Annotated in this window: 26 protein-coding genes; 6 read left to right on the top strand and 20 right to left on the bottom strand. The window is 40.7% G+C overall.

Annotation, left to right across the window (positions count from 1 at the left end; genetic code table 11):
* Window positions 1-17 precede the first annotated feature (17 nt).
* The 5 genes from F0361_RS05315 to F0361_RS05295 all read left to right on the top strand — a co-directional run bounded on the left by F0361_RS05315 (window position 18) and on the right by F0361_RS05295 (window position 2379).
* The gene (locus F0361_RS05315) at window positions 18-452 is read left to right on the top strand and encodes an RrF2 family transcriptional regulator (RefSeq protein ID WP_154917522.1); all 435 of its coding nucleotides are present in this window, start codon (window positions 18-20) and stop codon (window positions 450-452) included.
* A gap of 109 nt (window positions 453-561) precedes the next feature.
* Window positions 562-855, top strand: coding sequence for a cupin (locus F0361_RS05310; RefSeq protein ID WP_154917521.1), 294 nt, complete (start codon window positions 562-564; stop codon window positions 853-855).
* Between the two features lie 8 nt (window positions 856-863).
* Window positions 864-1601 carry an iron-sulfur cluster repair di-iron protein gene (gene ric, locus F0361_RS05305; protein ID WP_211361144.1) on the top strand — a complete coding sequence of 246 codons (738 nt, stop codon included), beginning with the start codon at window positions 864-866 and terminating at the stop codon, window positions 1599-1601.
* Window positions 1602-1607: 6 nt separating this feature from the next.
* Window positions 1608-2069, top strand: coding sequence for a hemerythrin domain-containing protein (locus tag F0361_RS05300; protein ID WP_138256411.1), 462 nt, complete (start codon window positions 1608-1610; stop codon window positions 2067-2069).
* Entirely contained in the window at window positions 2026-2379 is a 354-nt protein-coding gene (locus tag F0361_RS05295) for a hypothetical protein (RefSeq protein ID WP_138256410.1), read from the top strand. Before F0361_RS05300 ends, F0361_RS05295 begins: the two co-directional genes overlap by 44 nt.
* Before the next feature lie 198 nt (window positions 2380-2577).
* Here the strand turns inward: F0361_RS05295 and F0361_RS05290 are convergent, their stop codons facing one another.
* The 11 genes from F0361_RS05290 to F0361_RS05240 form a co-directional block, all read right to left on the bottom strand.
* Window positions 2578-3807, bottom strand: coding sequence for a hypothetical protein (locus F0361_RS05290; protein WP_138256409.1), 1230 nt, complete (start codon window positions 3805-3807; stop codon window positions 2578-2580).
* A gap of 25 nt (window positions 3808-3832) precedes the next feature.
* Window positions 3833-4615, bottom strand: a complete 783-nt coding sequence (locus F0361_RS05285; RefSeq protein WP_138256408.1) for an ABC transporter permease — start codon at window positions 4613-4615, stop codon at window positions 3833-3835.
* Window positions 4608-5318 (bottom strand): ABC transporter ATP-binding protein, encoded by a 711-nt coding sequence (locus tag F0361_RS05280; RefSeq protein ID WP_154917520.1) that lies wholly within the window; start codon window positions 5316-5318, stop codon window positions 4608-4610. Before F0361_RS05280 ends, F0361_RS05285 begins: the two co-directional genes overlap by 8 nt.
* On the bottom strand, window positions 5305-6558 hold the full coding sequence (locus F0361_RS05275) for a nitrous oxide reductase family maturation protein NosD (protein WP_154917519.1): 1254 nt from the start codon (window positions 6556-6558) through the stop codon (window positions 5305-5307). The genes F0361_RS05280 and F0361_RS05275 overlap by 14 nt, the downstream gene beginning before the upstream one ends.
* Before the next feature lie 99 nt (window positions 6559-6657).
* Window positions 6658-6966 carry a cupin domain-containing protein gene (locus tag F0361_RS05270; protein ID WP_138256405.1) on the bottom strand — a complete coding sequence of 103 codons (309 nt, stop codon included), beginning with the start codon at window positions 6964-6966 and terminating at the stop codon, window positions 6658-6660.
* Window positions 6967-6980: 14 nt separating this feature from the next.
* The gene (locus F0361_RS05265; RefSeq protein ID WP_138256404.1) at window positions 6981-7448 is read right to left on the bottom strand and encodes a pyridoxamine 5'-phosphate oxidase family protein; all 468 of its coding nucleotides are present in this window, start codon (window positions 7446-7448) and stop codon (window positions 6981-6983) included.
* A 2-nt stretch (window positions 7449-7450) separates the two neighbouring features.
* Window positions 7451-7885 (bottom strand): nitrous oxide reductase accessory protein NosL, encoded by a 435-nt coding sequence (locus F0361_RS05260; protein ID WP_154917518.1) that lies wholly within the window; start codon window positions 7883-7885, stop codon window positions 7451-7453.
* Entirely contained in the window at window positions 7882-8526 is a 645-nt protein-coding gene (locus F0361_RS05255) for a hypothetical protein (protein WP_138256402.1), read from the bottom strand. Before F0361_RS05255 ends, F0361_RS05260 begins: the two co-directional genes overlap by 4 nt.
* Before the next feature lie 111 nt (window positions 8527-8637).
* Window positions 8638-10593, bottom strand: coding sequence for a Sec-dependent nitrous-oxide reductase (gene nosZ, locus F0361_RS05250; RefSeq protein WP_138256401.1), 1956 nt, complete (start codon window positions 10591-10593; stop codon window positions 8638-8640).
* A gap of 32 nt (window positions 10594-10625) precedes the next feature.
* A complete protein-coding gene (locus F0361_RS05245; protein WP_138256400.1) occupies window positions 10626-11201 on the bottom strand; it encodes a fasciclin domain-containing protein in 576 nt (191 codons plus the stop codon).
* A 68-nt stretch (window positions 11202-11269) separates the two neighbouring features.
* On the bottom strand, window positions 11270-11776 hold the full coding sequence (locus tag F0361_RS05240) for a c-type cytochrome (RefSeq protein ID WP_138256399.1): 507 nt from the start codon (window positions 11774-11776) through the stop codon (window positions 11270-11272).
* 192 nt (window positions 11777-11968) lie between these two features.
* Here F0361_RS05240 and F0361_RS05235 point away from each other — a divergent pair, with 192 nt between their 5' ends.
* Complete coding sequence (locus F0361_RS05235) at window positions 11969-12400, top strand: RrF2 family transcriptional regulator (RefSeq protein WP_138256398.1); 432 nt, start codon at window positions 11969-11971, stop codon at window positions 12398-12400.
* A gap of 172 nt (window positions 12401-12572) precedes the next feature.
* On the opposite strand, the gene F0361_RS05230 is transcribed toward F0361_RS05235, so the two are convergent.
* The 9 genes from F0361_RS05230 to F0361_RS05190 all read right to left on the bottom strand — a co-directional run bounded on the left by F0361_RS05230 (window position 12573) and on the right by F0361_RS05190 (window position 20193).
* Window positions 12573-13424 (bottom strand): hypothetical protein, encoded by an 852-nt coding sequence (locus tag F0361_RS05230; protein ID WP_138256397.1) that lies wholly within the window; start codon window positions 13422-13424, stop codon window positions 12573-12575.
* Between the two features lie 46 nt (window positions 13425-13470).
* Entirely contained in the window at window positions 13471-15534 is a 2064-nt protein-coding gene (locus tag F0361_RS05225; protein WP_246160811.1) for a TonB-dependent receptor plug domain-containing protein, read from the bottom strand.
* 94 nt (window positions 15535-15628) lie between these two features.
* Window positions 15629-16006 carry a hypothetical protein gene (locus F0361_RS05220; RefSeq protein WP_154917517.1) on the bottom strand — a complete coding sequence of 126 codons (378 nt, stop codon included), beginning with the start codon at window positions 16004-16006 and terminating at the stop codon, window positions 15629-15631.
* Window positions 16007-16694: 688 nt separating this feature from the next.
* A complete protein-coding gene (locus F0361_RS05215; protein WP_154917516.1) occupies window positions 16695-16934 on the bottom strand; it encodes a hypothetical protein in 240 nt (79 codons plus the stop codon).
* Window positions 16935-17151: 217 nt separating this feature from the next.
* Window positions 17152-17544, bottom strand: a complete 393-nt coding sequence (locus tag F0361_RS05210; protein ID WP_154917515.1) for a hypothetical protein — start codon at window positions 17542-17544, stop codon at window positions 17152-17154.
* Window positions 17541-18056: a GreA/GreB family elongation factor gene (locus F0361_RS05205; RefSeq protein ID WP_317131724.1), complete on the bottom strand. Its 516-nt coding sequence runs from the start codon at window positions 18054-18056 to the stop codon at window positions 17541-17543. The genes F0361_RS05210 and F0361_RS05205 overlap by 4 nt, the downstream gene beginning before the upstream one ends.
* Window positions 18031-19323, bottom strand: a complete 1293-nt coding sequence (locus tag F0361_RS05200; RefSeq protein WP_154917514.1) for a Glu/Leu/Phe/Val family dehydrogenase — start codon at window positions 19321-19323, stop codon at window positions 18031-18033. Before F0361_RS05200 ends, F0361_RS05205 begins: the two co-directional genes overlap by 26 nt.
* Window positions 19324-19329: 6 nt before the next feature.
* Window positions 19330-19533, bottom strand: coding sequence for a hypothetical protein (locus tag F0361_RS05195; protein ID WP_154917513.1), 204 nt, complete (start codon window positions 19531-19533; stop codon window positions 19330-19332).
* Between the two features lie 27 nt (window positions 19534-19560).
* Entirely contained in the window at window positions 19561-20193 is a 633-nt protein-coding gene (locus F0361_RS05190) for an MCP four helix bundle domain-containing protein (protein WP_154917512.1), read from the bottom strand.
* Window positions 20194-20196: the final 3 nt, after the last annotated feature.

Genomic DNA, 20196 nt, shown 5'->3' with positions numbered 1-20196 from the left:
GTTAATCCACAATCAAGGTGTTTTCAAAAGCTTGTGAATATGGTATTAGGGCAGCTACATATATCGCTATGCAATCGATAGATGGACGCAGGGTAAGTCTTAACGAGATTTCCGGTGAAATTGATTCACCTACGGCCTTTACTGCAAAGATATTGCAACAACTGAGCCGTAATGGTATAATTGACGCCACTAAGGGTGCAAACGGTGGCTACGGAATGTCAAGTACCGACATCAAAAAAACAACCTTGAGTCAAATCGTATTCGCGATTGACGGAGACAACATATACGCTGGCTGTGGGTTGGGCTTAAAAGAATGCAATGCCGAGAAACCCTGCCCCGTGCACGACAAGTTTGTGTTTATACGTGACAATCTGCGACAAATGCTTGAAAACACCAGTCTCCATGAAATGACATTGGGTCTGGCAACCGGATTGACCTATTTGAAGCGCTAAAAAAATTTAAAAGTAAATCGGATAAAAACATCCGAATAAAGGATTGTCGCCAACCAAGCTTTCCGGTAACGACAGGCCGATAAAAAAGGGAAGCCAAAAAACTAAAATTATGGAAGTACTGGATAGACCTAAATTGACCCATTTGAATATAGGGAAAAGGAATAAAATACTAAAAGTAGAAGGTTCAGCAGGTTCAAGGATGCCCATTCACACCTGCTCGCACGAGGCTATTATCCTAGTACAGCAGAGAGAAGCACTTTTGCAAATGCCAGATGGTGATAAAATTTTGAAAGCCGAAGATTCTTTCATTATTCCTGCCCAGAAGGAACATGCATTGAAAATCAAGAAGAATTTTAGGGCGTTAGTCTTTATGGCCGTAAACGCCGAAATCAATTTTATTTAAATTATACTATGGAAAATACATTGGACAATATTATGGAAATGACTGTAGGCCAAATCGTTGCCGACGATTACCGCACAGCACAGGTTTTTAAGAGTCATAAAATCGATTTTTGCTGCAAGGGAAACCGCAGTGTGGTCGAAGTGGCCGAAAAGCACAAGATCAATGTCAACGAATTGATGGGCGAACTGGAAGCGGTTCAGCGACAGACCTCGGAGGATACCACCGATTTCAAATCGTGGCCATTGGATCTTTTGGTAGATTATATCGAAAAGAAGCACCACCGCTATGTAGAAACCAACATTTCTGTCTTGAAACAATATCTGGCCAAACTCTGCAAAGTGCACGGTGAACGCCACCCCGTATTGCTTGAAATCAATGAACATTTCAATGCATCGGCTGGCGAACTTGCCATGCACATGAAAAAGGAGGAACTGGTGCTATTTCCTTGGGTACGTAAGATGGTAAAGGCCGAACATCAAAAGGAGCCCCTTGAAAGACCCCATTTTAGCACGGTCAAAAACCCCATAGCCACGATGATGCAGGAGCACGACAACGAGGGCGAGCGTTTCCGTACCATTGCCAAACTTACAAATGATTATTCACCTCCTGCTGATGCCTGCAACACCTACCGTGTCACATTTTCTTTGTTAAAGGAGTTTGAGGAGGATTTGCATCGCCACATCCATTTAGAGAACAATATCCTTTTTCCCAAAGCGGAGTTTTTGGAACGAACACTCATTTCCTAGAACCAAATGAAACTTAGGCCCATAAAACGAAGAAAGGAACTGCAACCGCTGAGCCGCGACCACCACTACGGCCTGTTGCTCTGTTGGAAAATCAGAACGGGCTTTTTAAAAGGTGTGGAGCCAGAACGGATAAAGAACTATGCAGACTGGTTTCATAGCGCCCATCTGGTTCCACATTTTAAGTTGGAAGAAGCACTAGTCTTCCCTATTCTCAATAATAATCACAGAATGGTCAAAAAAGCTATTACACAGCATAGAAGATTTCATCGACTCTTTGGCCAAACTGAAGACATTTCAAAGTCGTTGAGCCTAATCGAGAAGGAGCTGGAAAAACATATCCGTTTTGAAGAACGGGTGCTTTTCAACGAAATCCAAAAAATCGCGACTGAAAAACAATTGGAAACCATTTTAAAATTACACACCGATGAAAAATTCATTGACAATACAAGTGACCCATTCTGGAACTGATACTACGAAAAGAAAAAGCGTACTCTCAATATTTTACAACAGCTTGTTGGCTGAGTTTAAGAAAAACCAATCAGGTTATTCCGCTCTTGCCATTATAGGGCAAAGCTGTCTGGGTTCTGCAGCCGTTATGCTCTTATTGATGCATGAAATGCACATTTTGATCAAGATGGGCCTTGTATTTTTGGTAACATTGTTCTGCTTGCTTTTCAATGCATCAGTTTTGGTACAATTGAAACCGAAGGCCTCTTTCAACCTTTTGATAATGAGCGTTTTTTTTAGTTTTACCGTCATTTTGGCAAACCTAATCTGAGGTTTTTGAAAATCTTGATACTTTGGTTCAAAGTGTCTTTTGAAAAAATGATTATTATAAATATAGCCCTAGTATTTTATTGAGCTACTTTATCCAAGTCACTTGTTTTCACCATTCAAGTTCTACGCTACTTAAGTATAATATTCTTCCATGCATAACAATGATTACATATTTTCAATTATGAGTAGTCCATTGATTTCAGGTTGAGGGTTTGCCTGCCTTTCGATGTGTCAAAGGTTTTTTTATATTTCTAAATAACAGTAAGGCGATGGTAACTGCGAACAATAGACTCGCAACGGCCAAGACCAACAGATAATGCCTAAAAATGGAAATGCCCTGCCAGGCAGCGATACCCTTATATATAATAAGAATTTCAGTGGCAAGGAAGGCAAGGAAATACAATTTGAAAATGGCCCTGTCTATTTGCATCAACTTAAAGTAATCCAAGAATAGAAATATGGCAATCGTTATCACTCCCAAGAACGTCCAATGTAGGTATCCTATGGTAAAATCTAAGATCGTTGCCGCCAAATTGGCAAAGTAGGGGAAGGAGGTAAGCAATTGTAATACTATTTTTATTAGAAATAAGCATAGAACGGTTTTCATAAGATTCCACTGGGGCTTGGAAAACACTTTTTCTATTTGGTGTATCCGTCCGAAAGAAAGAAGGGCAAAAAATCCAAATAATTGAAGGAATGCACCAATGCCTCCAAGGATATAGAAAGCTATTGGAGGATGTGTCCAAAGGGCGGACAGAAAAAAGGATAGTATAATTCCAATATTGAAATATCGGAAAAAGTCCTTGAATTTTTTTTTGGGGACGGTAATTTTATTTTCTTCCAACAAATAGATGTATAGTCCCAGCAGTGCTAGAATCATCCAACCATTATATTGAAAATGTAAATAGAAATAGATGGCCAGTCTATACCATATTGAACCATTGCCCATAGTATTCATAATTGCTCCCAGTGCCCAAGGGCCGATACTTGAAAGAATCATGTACCATAATGCCCATCTCAAGCAAGTAAAGGAATACCTCTGTTTGATAGTCTTTTTGCTAGAGCTCTCGAAAAGCCATAAAAATGCATAAGAGGCAAACAGGAACAAGGTCGAAAAAATGATGGAGAACAGCGCATAACCCTGAAACGGGAAGGAAAATAGCATCCCTGCCAAAGTAAATTGCGTAAACCAAAAAATCTTTCTGTATTTCCTTTCGTTCAATGGACTTTGGATGAATAATTTGTATATCAGGGTCGTAAGGGCGAGGTATACCCAGCCCAAAAGAGCGATATGTGAATGCGTGTGGACAAAGTATTTATAGTTGACCGGTATTTCAATAACAGGGAACAGTCGCAGTACGCCGCCCAAAAGGGCGGCCAAAAGGAAATAGACTCCAGCACCTGCAATATGTTTGCGTAGTGGTTCCAAATCAATTACATGTACATTTTAAATGTTAAAAATCTTTACGTTTTGACTTATGTGATAGCCTCAAGACTGGTAAAATTGTCCACAACGACAACATTGCGATAGAGATTACAAGTCCAATATTGTTTCCAAAAAATTGCTTGAATACTGCTCCCGTATAGCCTAACAATGCCGATATGTCCAGTTTCAGCAAAATCAAAATACGGGAAAGGTCTATGGGATTTAATATGGTAGCGGCAAGTGAAAACGTATCCAAGGGATACTCCTTAAAAACTACAAGGGACATCAAGAAAATGCCATCGTAGATTACCGCTAAAAACAGCCATAAAAGCACTGCGTAACCAAATCCCTTGATTCTGTTTTCGTTGGAGAGAGCAATATTGAAAGACAGTGCCGTGAAGATAAAAGTTAAGAAACCGCCTGTAACCAATAGCAACGTAAAATCAAAAATGGCATCACTTTGAAAGAGTCCATATAGGATAAAGGGTATTCCAAGACCCATGATCAGGCTGAGGGCCAAAGAACCCGCTACACCAAGATATTGCCCTAAAAAAATAGAGGACCGTTTTATAGGTTGGGCCAGTAAAAGCTCTGTAAACTCTTTGGAATTATAATAGTACATGACCCCAAAAATAGTGCCTATCAAGGGTACTAAAACGATGATGATATTCATCAATGTGATCACCGCCTTTGACACATCGTTGTTAAGGAACAAGAGTACAAATCCCAATAAAAGATAAAATAAAAAATAGACGTAGCTCCATCGACTACGAATTAGGTCAAAAAAGCTATATTTCAATATTTTAAGCATGGTCCGTTGTAGTAGTTATGGCCGCAATGGCGTGTTCTAAATCGGTTTGTTTGGTCTTGGCCTTTAATTCTTCAACACTTCCTTTGAAGTAAATTTTGCCTTCCAAAATATACACAATGGTGTCGGCTATTTCGGCAACGAACTGCATGATGTGTGAAGTGATTAAAATGGTCTTTCCCTTTATTTTTTCTTCTTGTATCAGTCTCTTGAGATGTATCAAGGATGCCGGGTCGAGCCCCGTGGTGGGTTCGTCCAAAATAATGAGCGGACTATCGAACATAAAGGTCAAAACAATGTTCACTTTTTGTTTGGTACCCCCTGAAAGCGTTGAGAGTTTTTTATCCAAAAAGGGTTCAAGTTTGAACATTTTTATCAGTCTATCCTCGTCTGCGGACCGACGTCTTAAATCCTTGATCATTCGAATAAGCTCTCGAACCCTAAGGTTTCCCGGAAAATTGGCAATTTGGGGAAGGTAGTCGATGCCTTCTCGATATTTCCAGGTCTTTTTAATCGAATTTCCAGCAACTATAATGTTTCCTTTATTTGGAATGACCATACCCAATATGCTTTTGATCAAGGTCGTCTTACCAGAACCGTTTGGGCCCAGTATTGCAAAGATGCCACCTTCCTTGATTTCAAGGTCAATACCTGAAAGTACTTGGTTTTTGCCAAATTTCTTATGTAAATCCTTAATTTCTATCATATTGTCTTTTCATTAATGGGTTGGCATCCATAAGATTGTCCGGGGTGAATATAGGCGATACCTTTTCAGAAAAATCGATAATGTCCATGAAAAGGCTGCGGAGCAATACAATGGTCTCCGGCGTTCTATTCACGATATAGGAGAATAATTTTACCGGGCGGTAGGGCACATCACCAATACCATCTTTATTCAGATCATAGCCCGTATAATCGCTCCAATAATTTTGTTCAAAGGTGTTGTCGTTCAATTTGCTGTTGTATGAGATGTCGAACGAGTTGTACAGAAAATTGTTTTGGGAAAACGTGTTGGCATAACAGGCACCCAATACTTTTACGGCCCATCCGTTGGAAACGAAATCATTCTTTGTATAAGTAATACGGTTAGATCCTTCAATATTAATCCCAATGGTATTTTCCTCAAAAATATTATCCTTGATTTCGGCATCGTTTATCTCTTTCAATAGCATCCCATAGGATGCCGTGCCCCAGTTCTTTCGGAAGTTGTTTTTGTACATTTTTATGCGTTTGGAGAACATCACGGCCACGCCCGCACCGTTGTTTTCAAAAGTATTGTTGGTATACACATCATCGTTTGAGAACATAAAATGAAGACCATATCTCAAATTGTCCGTACTGGTATTATTGTTGATGGTTATGTTATCCGAGAATTCCAGATAAATACCATCTCGAACGCCCCGTACAATATTTCTGTCCACTTCCACATTGTGTGAATGCCAAAGTTGAATGCCATTTCCAGAATTATACTCGTCTATGGCATCACCAATGATTTTGTTATGGAAGATTCTGCCTTGACTGCTCTTTTCCAAATAAATACCGAAGAACAATTTTTCCAAGACAACATTTTGAATCAAGAAATGTTCACTCTTTACAACTCGTATGGCAGCATAATCTGACGTGTAGCTTGTTCCAACATTGATAATGAAAAGACCATCCAATGTAACATGATCGGAAATTATACGGATTATCTCTCCCTTGTCCTCTCCATCAATAATTGGATAGTCTTGGCCCAATAATGTCAATGGTTTGTCTATAAGAATATTGAATTCCTTGTAAACTCCCTTATTTATTAATAACGTATCATACTCCATTGCTACCGAGACACCTTCTGTAATGGTAGTTATTTCGCAGTCGACGCAAATGGGAATCGTATTTGCGAAGGAGCGTTGTACGGTAAGCACGAGGCAGAACACTATGAATAGGATATTAGTATATGCACTCATAATTTGTATTATTACTGCTGTAGGACGTTTTATGGTTATTTAATGGTTCAGGATATAAACAGTTGAATATTTGCCGCAATCTTTGGTGTTAAGACCCAATCAATGAGGTCTAATAATCAGAAATTTGGAATTTTTCGTGGCCTTTACCCAGTGCTTTTCTTCTTTTTTGAACCTTATAGTCTCCTGTTCACCTATAATAAATTCCTTGCCTTTAATATGAAAGGCTATACATCCTTCAAGTACAATCAATTGAGCATCGGTAGGGGAAACATGTTCTGGGAAAACAACGCCCTTTTCTAAAGAAATACTCAAAATTTCGATAGCTTCCGTAGCTACTAACCGATGTATTTGAAGTTTCGAAAAAGGTTGGTTTTTAATGGTTCTATCAATGAGAAAATATTCTTCCATTTTTCTGATTTTATTTAAGAATTGTCCGTTATGGATTTTCCAGTTATCTCGTTCAAGACGATTGAATATACTACGGGCATTTCCGCTTCCTGCAACTTGGTTGAAAAATGGCTTAGAAAAGACGGCCGTTCGGCGTTTTTCTTTTCTATGGTTCCCTGCACGCCGTCAACAAAACGTTTTAAGCTATCTTTTGCCTCGTTACCTGTAAGTTCCTCAAAAATACCGTGTACCTGTACTGATTTCCAATTTTTAAAAGATTCAATGTGGTCCACTTGAAAGGATACCTTGTTGTACATTCTAAGTGCATTGATTCTATGCCCGTTAGTTGCGAAACAAAGGATACGTTCCTTATATCTGTCAAAATAATAGGTTGAAGGAACTACATGTGGTACATTGTCAGCAATGTAGGCAATACGTCCAATATAATTGTCTTCTAAAACCCCCTTACAATCAATTACTTTTAAATTTACAAGACTTCCCATAATCAAAGATCAAAACGGTTTTTAATTTCTGTCCAAGTAAATAGTTCTCCCCCCTGTTCGGTCTGTATCTCCCGTGCGGCCTCGATCGTGCCAAAGGCACTTAGATATTCCCCCATAGGACTAGGTATATTCTTACTTATTAAATAGGTGGCTTTGCTAGCATCTAGCATACTACCTGGGTCATTATAATCGTTCACCAGGAAAAGGTTCACTGTTTCCTCATTTATTTCCTTCAATTGGTTCAGCATACATTCGGCAGCATCAAAGCTATAGGTTCTACCTTTTTTGGTCACATACTGGGCGGCATGTTGTTTGTCCACTATGGTCATTTTACAATAATGACAACCTTCGGTTCTATATTCCAATACTTTGGGAGTACCAGAGCATCCCCAGATTAGATATGTCAAAGTAAGTAGGGTTATAATATTCTTTTTCATGTGGTAGCATAGTTTTTAATTTCGCTTTCTTTGTTTTTTGGTTCCTTCTTCCAGCCTAGGTAAAACGCCACCAGAGTGAGTGTCATACCAATAAACATCATCCAAGCCCCTGTTGCTGGCAGAGAGGTGACATCGAAGTTGAGCATTTTGGCGTGGCCAAAAAGAGGCGGTTTATAGCTCATGGGTGTACCATCAGGATTGGCCAATTTCATGATGGCGTTTGGGTCTAGGTTCGTACCATAATCTATCATCCAGGCGTTAAAGTCGTACATTCCCAGAACACCTAAAATGCTCATGAACAGGAACCAGCCTATAAACCATTTGTGGGTAAGTATATTGAAAAAACCAAAAACTCCAATGAGTACCCCTAAGGCTACCATGACCCCGATCACAATGGGGAACGTACTAAACTCCCACATTTCCTCTGGTTTTGGAAGTTTGCGCATGCCTATGTAATGATTGAGACCGTCTATGTTCTGAATGTCAAATTCATTTGTTCCTTTAATTCCGTCAATATAGATGTCCATACCCAAAGGCTCTGGATATTGGGGGGCACCCAACATTATGTTCCATAAGGGGAAAAAATAAAGGCCCAATAGGAACAATGGTCCAATAATCATCAGTATGCTTGCTTTTTTCATCGTACTTAATTTTTTGGTTAAAACAGTGCCTTAAAATTGGCATAAAGAATAGCGGACGGGTACGGGAATACTCACGTCCGCTATATCAATCAACCAACTAAATTTTATAGACTATTCTCCTAAGGAATAAGTTAAGGGAACATTTGAATCTGCCGGAGAGACCCTCACATAACCTTGCATTTCTTGGTGTAGCGCTGAACAAAAGTCCGTACAATAGAACGGCCAGACCCCCACCTTTTTTGGTTCCCAAACAGATGTTTTTGTCTGTCCTGGCATGATTAATAGTTCCGATGTATTTTGCCCTATCATTGCAAAGCCATGGGGTACATCGAAGTCCTGTTCGTGGTTGGTAATATGGAAGTATACCTTGTCACCCACTTTTATTCCCTCTATATTATCTGGGGTAAAATGGCTTCTTATGGTAGACATATACACATGTACCTCATTTCCCTCGCGAACCACTTTTGCCTGATCCGGACTGGTCACCGCATACGGATGCTTGTTGTCATCCAACCTATAGATTTTCTTGGACTTAGGTGCCAATAAATCTGCAGGACAGCCTGCGGCATAGTGCGGCTCCCCATGGGTTGGAAAATCATATATGAGCTCCATCTTATCACCGGATATATCATAAATTTGTGCGGAATGCTCCATTTCCGGACCTGTAGGCAAGTATCTGTCCTTTGTAATTTTGTTCATAGCCACTACGTATTTGCCAAAAGGCTTTCTTGAGTTTCCGCCAGGAATCATTAAATGACCAACTGAATAGAATGTAGGCTGCCTATCCAAGACTTCCCATGTGCCTAATTTCCATTTAACTACTTCGGATGAAATAAAGAAAGTGGTATAGGCATTTCCCTTGTCGTCAAATTCAGTATGAAGAGGTCCAAGACCACCACTTTTTACAGTTCCAGCCAGCACATCCTCAAATCTTAAAATCGGTATCCCATAAGCTTCACCATCGAATTTTTCACCCTCAATGGCAGCAATCATCTTGTCAAAGGAATGAATTGTAAGGTCTGCGGACAATTTTCCGTTACCAATTATATATTGGCCGGAAGGGTCAACATCGCAACCATGAGGTGACTTTGGAGTGGGTAGAAAGAAAACCGCACCAGGAACCTCTGTGGGGTCTACCGTAATTACCTCTTTTTTCATTGTGGAAGTTGCAGTATGGGTATGTTCATCGTATACGTTATGGGCATATTCTGTCGCCATTTTGGTTCCTCCTCCATTTTTTACATAATCCGCCACCATTTTCCAATTTACCGCAGCGATGAAGTCCTTATCGTTTTGGGAAGCATTCACTTCCTGGAGTGTATTGGCTTCCTCGGTGTTATAGGTTGTAAAAAAGAACCATCCGTGTGATTTGCCCCTACCAGGGTGCGAGAGATCATAATTAAAACCTGGCATTATCATTTGAAAATCCAGATTCAACCTCCCAGTTTCAGGTGCTATGCTAATGAACGAAAGTGACCCTTTGAAATTTCCTTTGTATTCATTTATGGGCATATCCCTTTGGGGAATGGGTACAGAAAAACGGGTGCCTGCAACAACATACTCGGTGTTTTCGGTTATGAAGGAAGAACTATGGTTACCAGCGCTGTTTGGTAGTTCTATGATTTCCTCAGTCTCGAAAGTTGAAAGACTTACCCTGGCGATTCTTGGCGTATTGTTACCGTTAATAAAAATCCATCTTCCGTCCAGCTCCCCATTGGTTTGGGAAATATCAGGGTGATGCGCATCGTCCCAAGGTACAAAACCGAAGGAAGTATTGAGCATTGGCTTGGTCTCTTCAGAATACCCATAACCTGAGGTGGGGAACTGAGAGAATACAGGTATCTCTTTAAATAGCCGGCCAGATGGAAGGCCATATACAGTAATATTTCCACTATATCCGCCCGACATGAAGGCATAAAACTCGTCATGTTCGCCAGGAGCCACGTAGGCTTTTTCAGCGGCACTTGAGGCCAAGGCACCGGTCGAGTTATTGTTCCCTTGGTTGCCACAGCTACTAATCAATGCGGTAGCGGCCAGAATGGTTAAAATAAAATTATACTTTTTCATTTGTAGTTATTATAAAGGGTTATTTGTAAATATTATTGATTGGGGGGTAGTATTACCTTATCCACTACGTGTACAATACCATTCCCTGCGGGTACGCTGGCCAATATTTTGGCTCCACCAACATACACATCGTCACCTTTGACCTCGACCGTAGTATTTTGGTCGTTCGCTTGACCAAGTTTCTTGAAATTTTTCAAAAATGCTTTATCATATTTCCCAGGGGTAACATGGTGTTTCAGAATATTGGCAAGCGCATCCTTGTTTTCTGGTTTCAATAGGTTTTCAACGGTACCTGCCGGAAGGGCATCGAAAGCTTCATTCGTAGGCGCAAACACCATTAAGGGACCCGCATTGACCAAAGCATTCTCCAAATCCGCCGCCTGTACCGCTGCAACCAAGGTGGTATGGTCCGGAGAATTGATGGCGATACTCAGAACTGTTGGGGTAGATTCATCGTTTTCAATAAATGCCTGTCCTTGCTCTTTACTGGTTGCTATTGAACCACTGGGGTCCCCTGAGTTCGTTTCCTTAGGTGCCTCATTGCAGCCTAACAAAAGGAGGCCGATTAAAAAGGGACCCAACATTGATTTTAAATTGGATGTTTTCATTGGTTATAGTATTTAAAGTTGTCTCATAGTATATAAAGTGAAAGTAATTGTAACGTGATCCTGGTTCATTAATTCAATGTTCTGAAAAATTCCAAAATATCCCTGGCCTGGTCCTCTGTCATATTTTGGTTTGCCATGGCAGCACCATTGAATTCTACCAGAAGATCTTTTGCACATCGATCTTCTTCGACCATCAACTGTGGATCTAAAATCATGTTCATAATCCATTCTGGGCTTCTACGTTCCATGATTCCTTTTGGCGAAGGTCCAATGAAGCGTTTGTCCACCTTATGGCAGGCATTGCAATTGGTCTTGAAAAGAGCCGCTCCTCGATCTACCATGGCCTGGTCTATATTTGGGTCTAAAGGAAGGTCCTTGATAGGACCAACTCCTTTATTGTCAAGGGTAATTCGTTGCGAGGCAGGAACCTCGCTTGCGGGCTCCGTAGATTCCACGGTTTTCTCAGTGGTTTTTTTACGATCTACGCTAAAACCTTCTTTCTTTTCTTCCTTGCCTCCACAGGCAAAAAGAAGAAGGGAAAATACCAATCCGATTGAAAAAGTCTTTGTGTTCATAGTTCATTTATTTAAGGTTGTCATCTCCGTAGTTCCTTTTGCTAATTTTCCGTTTTTAAGTATCGTTTTAAGGACACATCGATAATATTATAGTTCAAAATTAAGGGAGCTACTTCCCCGAAAACATGATTTTAATCATAAAAAGGATAAAAAAGTCTTTAAATCTTTATATTTGAAAAAAACAGAGAAAATATGCTTTCCAACTCTTCTAAATATGCCATAAATGCCGTTCTATACGTGGCCGTGAATTCTTCAATTGAAAACAAAATTTTAGCGAAGGATATTAGCAGGGAAACACAAATACCCCAGGCCTATTTGTCCAAATTGATGCAGGAATTGACCAGACATAATTTAATATCCTCGGTTAGGGGTCCCAATGGGGGTTTTTATTTGACCGATGAAAATAGGGGAGTGTCCTTATTGCAAATCGTCAATGTTATTGACGGGGACAACCGGTTAACATCCTGTATGTTGGGTTTGCATGCTTGCGATCACCAACATCCTTGTGCCGTTCATCATTTGGTAGGGGATACCAAGACTAGATTTGTTGAAAACCTAGAAAAAACTACTGTACAGGATTTGGTTTCGGATATAAAATCAGGAAAAAGTTTTCTTGGAATTTAACCATAGCGGAGGCCATTTTTATGAGAGCGAAAATCAACTATTGGCATTGTTATTACTGAAAATCTGATTTCCAATTTATGTACTAAGTACAGTATCTCTTTACAGATTCAAACCGGGCGGATTCAAAGCAATTGATTTATTCCACCCGGTGAACAAATGATTAGTATATCTTTTAGAACTCCAACTCAAAATAAAGTGAGCTAGCTTCGTTTTCTTCTGTAACATCCTCACCTTTTAAGACTTCCCCCAAAGCATTTTTCACTTTAAGGTTGATTTTCCAATACCCGGTCATGGTCAATGATAGTTTTCCTTTGTACATTTTGGCAGCAGTGTCAAAGGTTAAATCTTCATTGCTGGGCGAACTATGGTTGCCCATACCTGGCATTCGAGGATCAATTTCAATGGTGTATTCTTCAACTGCCGGAAAATTCATCATAGTCTCCATCTTAAAAAGCAAGGCAGAGAAGTCATTGACCATAACATCTGGAGTCATGGGCATCATGGCCAAGACGTATCGGGTTTCGTCCGTGCCTGTGAAAACATTGACCCGTTTTTTGCCATCGGCGGGAGCTATTACCTCAATGCGTTCCGAGAGGTTGTATGTTTGTCCAGCGATAGTATATTCAAGGTTCAAGTCCCAATATTCGGTAGCGTTTCCTGGCATTTGAAAAATGCTATATCCTTTATATACCGAAGAATCTTCTGTTTTCGTGATAGCCGATTTTGGACATGAGTGCGACATCATCTCCATATTCATTATAGGGGTCATGGATAGGTTGGCATTTTCAATGTAACTACCCTCGACGTTATCCTTAATCCTAAAGTAAAGTTCGTTGTAACCTATGGTGTATTGGTTTTGTTCCGAGTATACTTCAAGGGTATGGCCGTTGGCATCAATGGCTGTTAGTAAATTGTAGGACTCGAGTGGGTTAGTTTCAACCATGGGCTCATCGTTATCCTCGGTACACGAAATAAGTGTTGAAATCAAAAGAAGAGACGTAAAAATTGACTTTATAGTTTTCATGATTATATTTTTTTTATTGTTGGAAATCGATTTATTTAAAATTTCATTAATTGATATCATAGGATAGGGTCATATACATATTGCGGCCCATCCTTGGGATGTTGTTCCAATCCGTATAGGTAGAATAGAACGTGTCAAAGACATTATCTACCCCGGCTTTTAGGTATACATTGTCATTGTTGACCTTGAAGGTTTTTCCTAGGGAAAGGGATACCACGTTGAACGCATCCGTACGGTCTTCCCCAAATTCAGGATTGAAGTTCACTTGATCCGCAGACCCCCTAAGGGTTAGTGACATGGAAAATTTGGGGCTGGTGTATTGCAGGCCAGTGTTATAGGTCAAAGGACTAATGAACGGTAGGTTTCTTCCGCTCTTATCGACCCCACGGTGGTAGGATACCAGACCATTCCATTGCAGCTCTTTGGTGATTTCGTAGGTGCCGTCCACTGCAATGTTGTACAGATTGGCGTACTTCAAATTTTTGTAGATTTTCACCCCTTCGGCACCAATGGTCATGGTGCTGAGACTTGGTTCGATTTCACCAATGATGAAGTTTCTGGTATGAAAGAAGTTTCCCTCCATCCCAATAGTAAGTTTTTCGAAAGGAAATAACACCTTTGTGGTTGCCTCTACGGCACTCTCATTTTCTAGGTTTGGGTCACCTATATAATCATGGTTGTCAAAACTGTTGAATAAGTAGAAGCCAAAACCTTCTGAGACCGATGGCGCCCTGTTACCATAGGAAAGACTGTTAGTAAGCTCCAACTTTCCTAGATTTTTTTGATGCCGTGCCGAAAAGCTTTTTAGAAACCGTGTTTGTCCTCGGTCCATTTCCGGGTAGAAAATGCGCAAACTGTTCAATCCGAATTCATCGGCGATATTAAAACCTTGAACGGCCAATCGCGCCGAAAGTGTCAAAGTACTTTTTTCAATGCTCATGATGTCCCTAGCATACATGCCCGTGTTCAGTGTGCGTACATCTGGCCAGGTTAACATGAACATTGAGGCTTCACTTGGATTGTTGGGATACATGGTCATTTCAGCCAAAGAACGGTTGTAAAAACCATCCACTTTAAACATCAAACTGTGTGTTCCGCTATGCAGCTTTGCCTGTGAAAAATAACCATAGGTATCGCTCCATCCGGGCATATCCATTCGTATGGGCACATCGGGGCGTTGGCTATCGTCCATGATATGGGTAATGGAGTTAGCGTAGACCTTGGTTTCCCAATCGTTAAGATTTCCAAAAAAATCTTCCTGAACCCAACTTACGGAACCAATAAAAGCCCTGGCCAATGATACGTCCATAGGCAAAGCAGGATACCCAACATCCCGGGCTTCATCAAAGATGAAACTGACCAGTAACTTTTCGCCTTCTGCCACCTTTATGCCTGAATTGATGGAAAGGTTATATTTGGTGAATTGTGAAAAGGGTACCTCTTCTCTCCCTCCTGCAATATAGTTATCCGCATGCCTGTAGATAACATCCGTATCCAAATAAAAATTCTCGTTGGCATAGTTCAATTCACCCCCGACAATTTGTGCATTATTGTTGCTCTCGAAACCCGTTTCTACCGACCCCGTCCAATCAAGTGGCAAAAAGCCGCTCTTTTCCAATCGCATGTCCAATGCCCCCCCGATGGTATTCCCTATTTCAGCTCCTTTTTGACCGCTTGTAATATGCACATTGGAGAGGTTTGAAACATCTACATAAGAAGTAATAGGATCCATACGGTCTGTGCAGGCACCAAAAATGCGCATGCCATCGATGGTAATCGCCAATCGCTCCGAAGTCATGTCGTTGATGATAGGCTCCCAGGCATAAGCCCCTCGCTTGACCATAGCCACTTTCTTAGAGGACTCCAAATATTCATCAAGCGTAGAAAGTGGTTTTTGATGTGTTTGATGGTCAAGACGTGTAATGTTCGAGGCAATTACGATTACCTCGCTTAGGTTGATAGGCAAAATGGAATCTTGGTCGATTGCCACTGGAATTTCTTGTCCCGTTGAATTCCAACAGGTCAAAAAGTAGGATAGCACCAAGGTCATTTTACTAATTTTTGGGTACTTTAACACATGGTTGAAAGGCCAAATACTAAAACTATTCATAGGAATTGATTTAACGTTGACTTAAAAGAAGGATGCTTTGTGTCCAATCCTACCATGCGGTCGCAGATAAGAGTGGCATCCATGATTACGAGCATCAAACCAATTCAGGCGGTTCCGAAATGTCAGGAACATGAAGTGAAGAAATCAATATTAGTGCGTTGGAGAAATTGTCCTGAGTATTTTGAAGGCTTTCCAATCCCAAAAAAATGTTGGAGATTTTCTTAAAGAAAACCGCATGCAGTATATCTAGTGTTGGACTCTTTTCCCCAAATGGATTCTTTTCGTTCTCTTTGGACTCTTTGGCGAACTGTTTTGCCAAATAACATTTGCCTTCACATTTCAGTTCCGGCCTTTCTTTATTCTCACAGAGTACGTTCACTATGTAGTTATAATTCATGATGTATTCCGCCACCGGCCAAAGAGGCTTGACCAACATGTTCATCGCGACAAAAAGAATTACCACTTTTTTCATGGCGACAAATTTATAAGCCACCCATGTTCAAAAACATGATAAATATCAATATTAAAAGATAAAAATATCTTTTTAACTTTTAATACTTCTCATTTATAGGTTCTACCACGAATTTAATGGTAAAACCCATCTTCAATCCCTAGTATGAAAAAACATAAGACAATTTTAAAGCCGATTTGCTCGGTTCCTTAAGGTCTCAAATGTTCATTGGTCTTATGTCCTACGCTAAACGTAAAATGCTTCCATTAAAATAAGGGTATAACTCATTTATATAAAACAGTTGTACAGGTTGTTGCCCAGAGAAAGGGAACCTGATTTTTGACCAAAAACTTATTTACACAAAGACAACAGGATACTAATTTTAAGCTCTAGGCGTGGCTCATAACTGTTTTAAGAGCCAAGATAATCTGGTATAAATCATATATTTTCAACGTAAATTTAACGTAACTTAGATAGAAATTATATGTTTATTCCACTTTAAATTCACACACAAATTTGTTATGGAAATATGAATTGGATTATGAGTACATACCAAGGGGGCAAAAGACTGCACTTTCTATCAATCGAATACCTCAAGGCTTCTGGTCGTAAGTACAGAAACTTCCTGTGATTTATTTGCAGTACGTGATATGGTCCATGGAATAATAGGTAAAGAACCCTTTAAATGAACTCGAGACGAGTTCAATATTCAAACCATCCACCAAAACATCATTATCAGGGCAAATACCGTTAGGGCAATCAATGCCCCTAAGATGTACACGGCATATTGAATTATCCATTTTTTGACCCTTTCGAATGCTCTGTTCGCACTATAGACCATTACATCTGAGAAATCATATATTCTATTGTAATTCGGTCTCGTTTGGGAATTCTGTTTTTGACGTCTCAGCAGCATGGACATTCTGTTCAATTTCTTTTTCCTCATCATCTTGACCGAATTACTAAGTTCTACTATTCCTCAAGTTTGTCCTCTACCCAGTTTCATACCGAGAAACAGGCTTTTTCGAAACTTTCCGGTCCCCTACGTACTGCTTTGATATAGTTGAAATTAAGCCTCTCCATACATGGAATAGTGTCCATAAATTCCTTTAAATTGGTCTGCTGGCACAAAGGTTATCCTCAATATGAAATTGATTTTAAGCAGCTTATCGCTTTGAGTTCGACAGAATTTTTGATAGGACATTCAATTTTATTTTTCTATATTTCTTCACAAGGGCCAAATACTCGTTGCGGTTTTTTTCGTGTTTGTGGAGATAAAAAGCATCACACGCCAAAGTATCGCACTCATCGGCATTTCGCATTGTACCTTCATATCTGTAAAGTATGCCTAATCTTAATTGATTTTCACGTCTTATATTATGTAATTGCTTATAAAGTTGTGCATTGTTCAGCATCCGGTCTTCGATATCCAGAAGGTATTCGAGTTCCTCGTTGATATATTCCAGGTCGTCAGTCCAGTCGGTAACTTCTTGCCTGTCTTTTTTTATCATGATGTTACTGTCGGATTCATGTGTATAAAATGGTTTTACAGTATTCATAGTATCATGTTTGTATTAATGAATTCGTTCTTTTGTACCACTTTCTCAATAGTCAGTTGCTGCTTGCCAACAGGGAAGTCCCATTCCATGGAATCTCCTTCGGCATAACCTATCACAGCGGAACCCATTGGAGTGGTGATGGATATCTTGCCATCCTTTAAATTACTCTCATTGGGCATGACCAATTGAAAGGTCTTTTGCCAGCCAGCTTCGGACTTTACCGTGACCTCTGTATTGATCCGTACCACATCCTCAGGCATCTCTGTTTCGTTATAAATACGGGCGGTAGCCAATTCGCTGGATAATTTTACGACTGATTTTCTCAGCACCTCGTCCTTATAAAAACCAGAAAGGTTCATCAATCGCTTCAATAGTACGTATTCTTTTTTCTCTATCACCAAACTACCGTATTTCATATTTTCTATTTTTTTGTGGTAAAAAGCTCCCGTAAAACTGGCGGGAGCCATCAAATATGCGGCCTTTGTCTCAGGGAAAAATCCCCCTTTGTACATAGGCTTCTTCCAAACGTTCAATAGCAAGGATAAATGCGGCCGTGCGCATGTCAACATTCCTTTCTTTGGCGGTTTCGAACACTCTGGTAAATGAGTCACGCATTTTTTTCTCCAGTTTGGCCATCACCTCGTCCAATTGCCAGATCTCACCGTTCTTGTTCTGTAACCATTCGAAATAACTACCTATAACCCCCCCAGAATTGCAAAGGATATCTGGAATGATATCGATTCCTTTCTTTAAAAGGATTTCCTCTGCCCCAACATCCGTTGGGCCGTTGGCACCCTCTGCAATGAGATAGGCTTTTATCTTATTGGCATTTTGTGCAGTAATCTGGTTCCCCAAGGCCGCCGGTACACAGATATCGCAATCAAGTCCAAAAAACTCGGAGTTTTCCAAGGTTTTGGCGCGAGCGAAACCAAGTACGCTTCCTTTATTGGCCTTCGTATAATCCAGGAGCTTTTCCACGGAAATACCCTCTTCACAGGCAATACTGCCGTTGGCATCTTGCACCGCGGTCATGATGGCACCCTCTTTTTCCAAAAAGTGGGCGGCCCAATACCCCACGTTGCCGAAACCCTGAACGATAAACTTTTTATCCTTTAGGTCCACTTTCTTTTGTTCCGCCCAAAACTTTATGGTAAGGAACACACCGTAGCCCGTGGCCCTGTCCCTACCTTCAGAACCTCCTGCACCAATGGGCTTACCGGTCACGACGTGCATGTTGGTGGAACGTTCCGCAGGTGGCTTGGTACTCATATAAGTGTCCAATATCCACGCCATAGTCTGCGGGTTGGTGTTCACGTCAGGTGCGGGAATATCCAGCTCGGGACCAATATTGTCGCCAAGCGCGTAGGTGAACCTTCTTGTGATGCGCTGCAGTTCTTCTTGGGAATACTTGGTGGGATCTAGTTGGATGCCTCCCTTGGCGCCACCGTAGGGCAGTCCGGCCAAAGAGGTCTTCCAGGTCATCCACATGGCCAGTGCCCTGGCGGCATCGATGTCCACCGTGGGATGGTAGCGCAACCCACCTTTGTATGGGCCGAGCGCGTTGTTGTGCTGTACCCGATACCCCGTGAATATCTCGACCTCACCATTGTCCATACGGACAGGAAAGTGCACTACAAACTCATTGTTGGTGACCTCCAATATTTTTCTGATGTTTTTGTTCAAATCGATGATATCGGCGGCATGGTCAAACTGGCGCATTACATTCTCGAGCATGCCCTGCTTGCTTGGTATTCTTGATGTTTTAGTCAATGTTGTCATTTTTATTTAGCTTAAAATTGGTTCTTTGTTAGGTATTCTGGGTACCGTTTCACCCATCATTTCTTCGGATACCATGTATTCAGGTTCTGAATCATCGTCGAAATAATGCCAATAGTCACTACAAGAACTGATGTTGCCCATATCTGTAGTGAGCGAGCAGTAGGGAGCGTGCCTGCAGGTAGAGCAGATGCTTCTTTTGTAATTTCCCATGATAGTTCTTTTTTAAATTCTACATATTCAATCGTTTTCTGTAATGGTTTGCAAGGTAGACACTGGATAGAAAACCAGTGCAAACATTGCTAACCCTATGATGATTAAAAACCCCACCTCAAGTTTGGACAAGAGAATGTTCATGCCAAACGATCTGTTGGATATACTGGTCAACTGCCCACTTTCGTCGAGTTGTATGCGAGCGAGTCCGTCCAAGGTCGTTTGCATACCTTTCAGTGTATTTGACAGTTGGCCGAGGTACTTGTTGGATGATTCTAAAGGAGCTTCTTGAAATCGGGTTTCAAGATCTTTCAGTCTTTCGTACTTTTTGTTCAGTTCATTTAATAATTGGGATTCCTCGGCTGTCATTTCCGTCGTTCCGAACTTGACCAATAACTCGTCGACCTTTTCGTTTATCAATGGCTTTGTAGGACCTTCTTCTTGTTGCAGGAGCTCTAGTTCTTTTTGATGGAAGATATTGTTGAGCTGGTAGATAAAATCCTGTACCACCACTCGATCCTGGTAGACAGAATTCACGGTTGTCTGTATTCTTGAAAAGTGTTTTTGGTCCAACCTATTGGATCCAAGCACCAACAGAAAAGCTATAGCCAAGACCAGACCGATCTGTATGCGTTGCGGTATTGTGAGCTTTGTGAACATGGT

The organism is Maribacter flavus (assembly GCF_008386635.1).
Lineage (GTDB): Bacteria > Bacteroidota > Bacteroidia > Flavobacteriales > Flavobacteriaceae > Maribacter > Maribacter flavus.
This window is presented reverse-complemented; position numbering and strand designations above follow the sequence as displayed.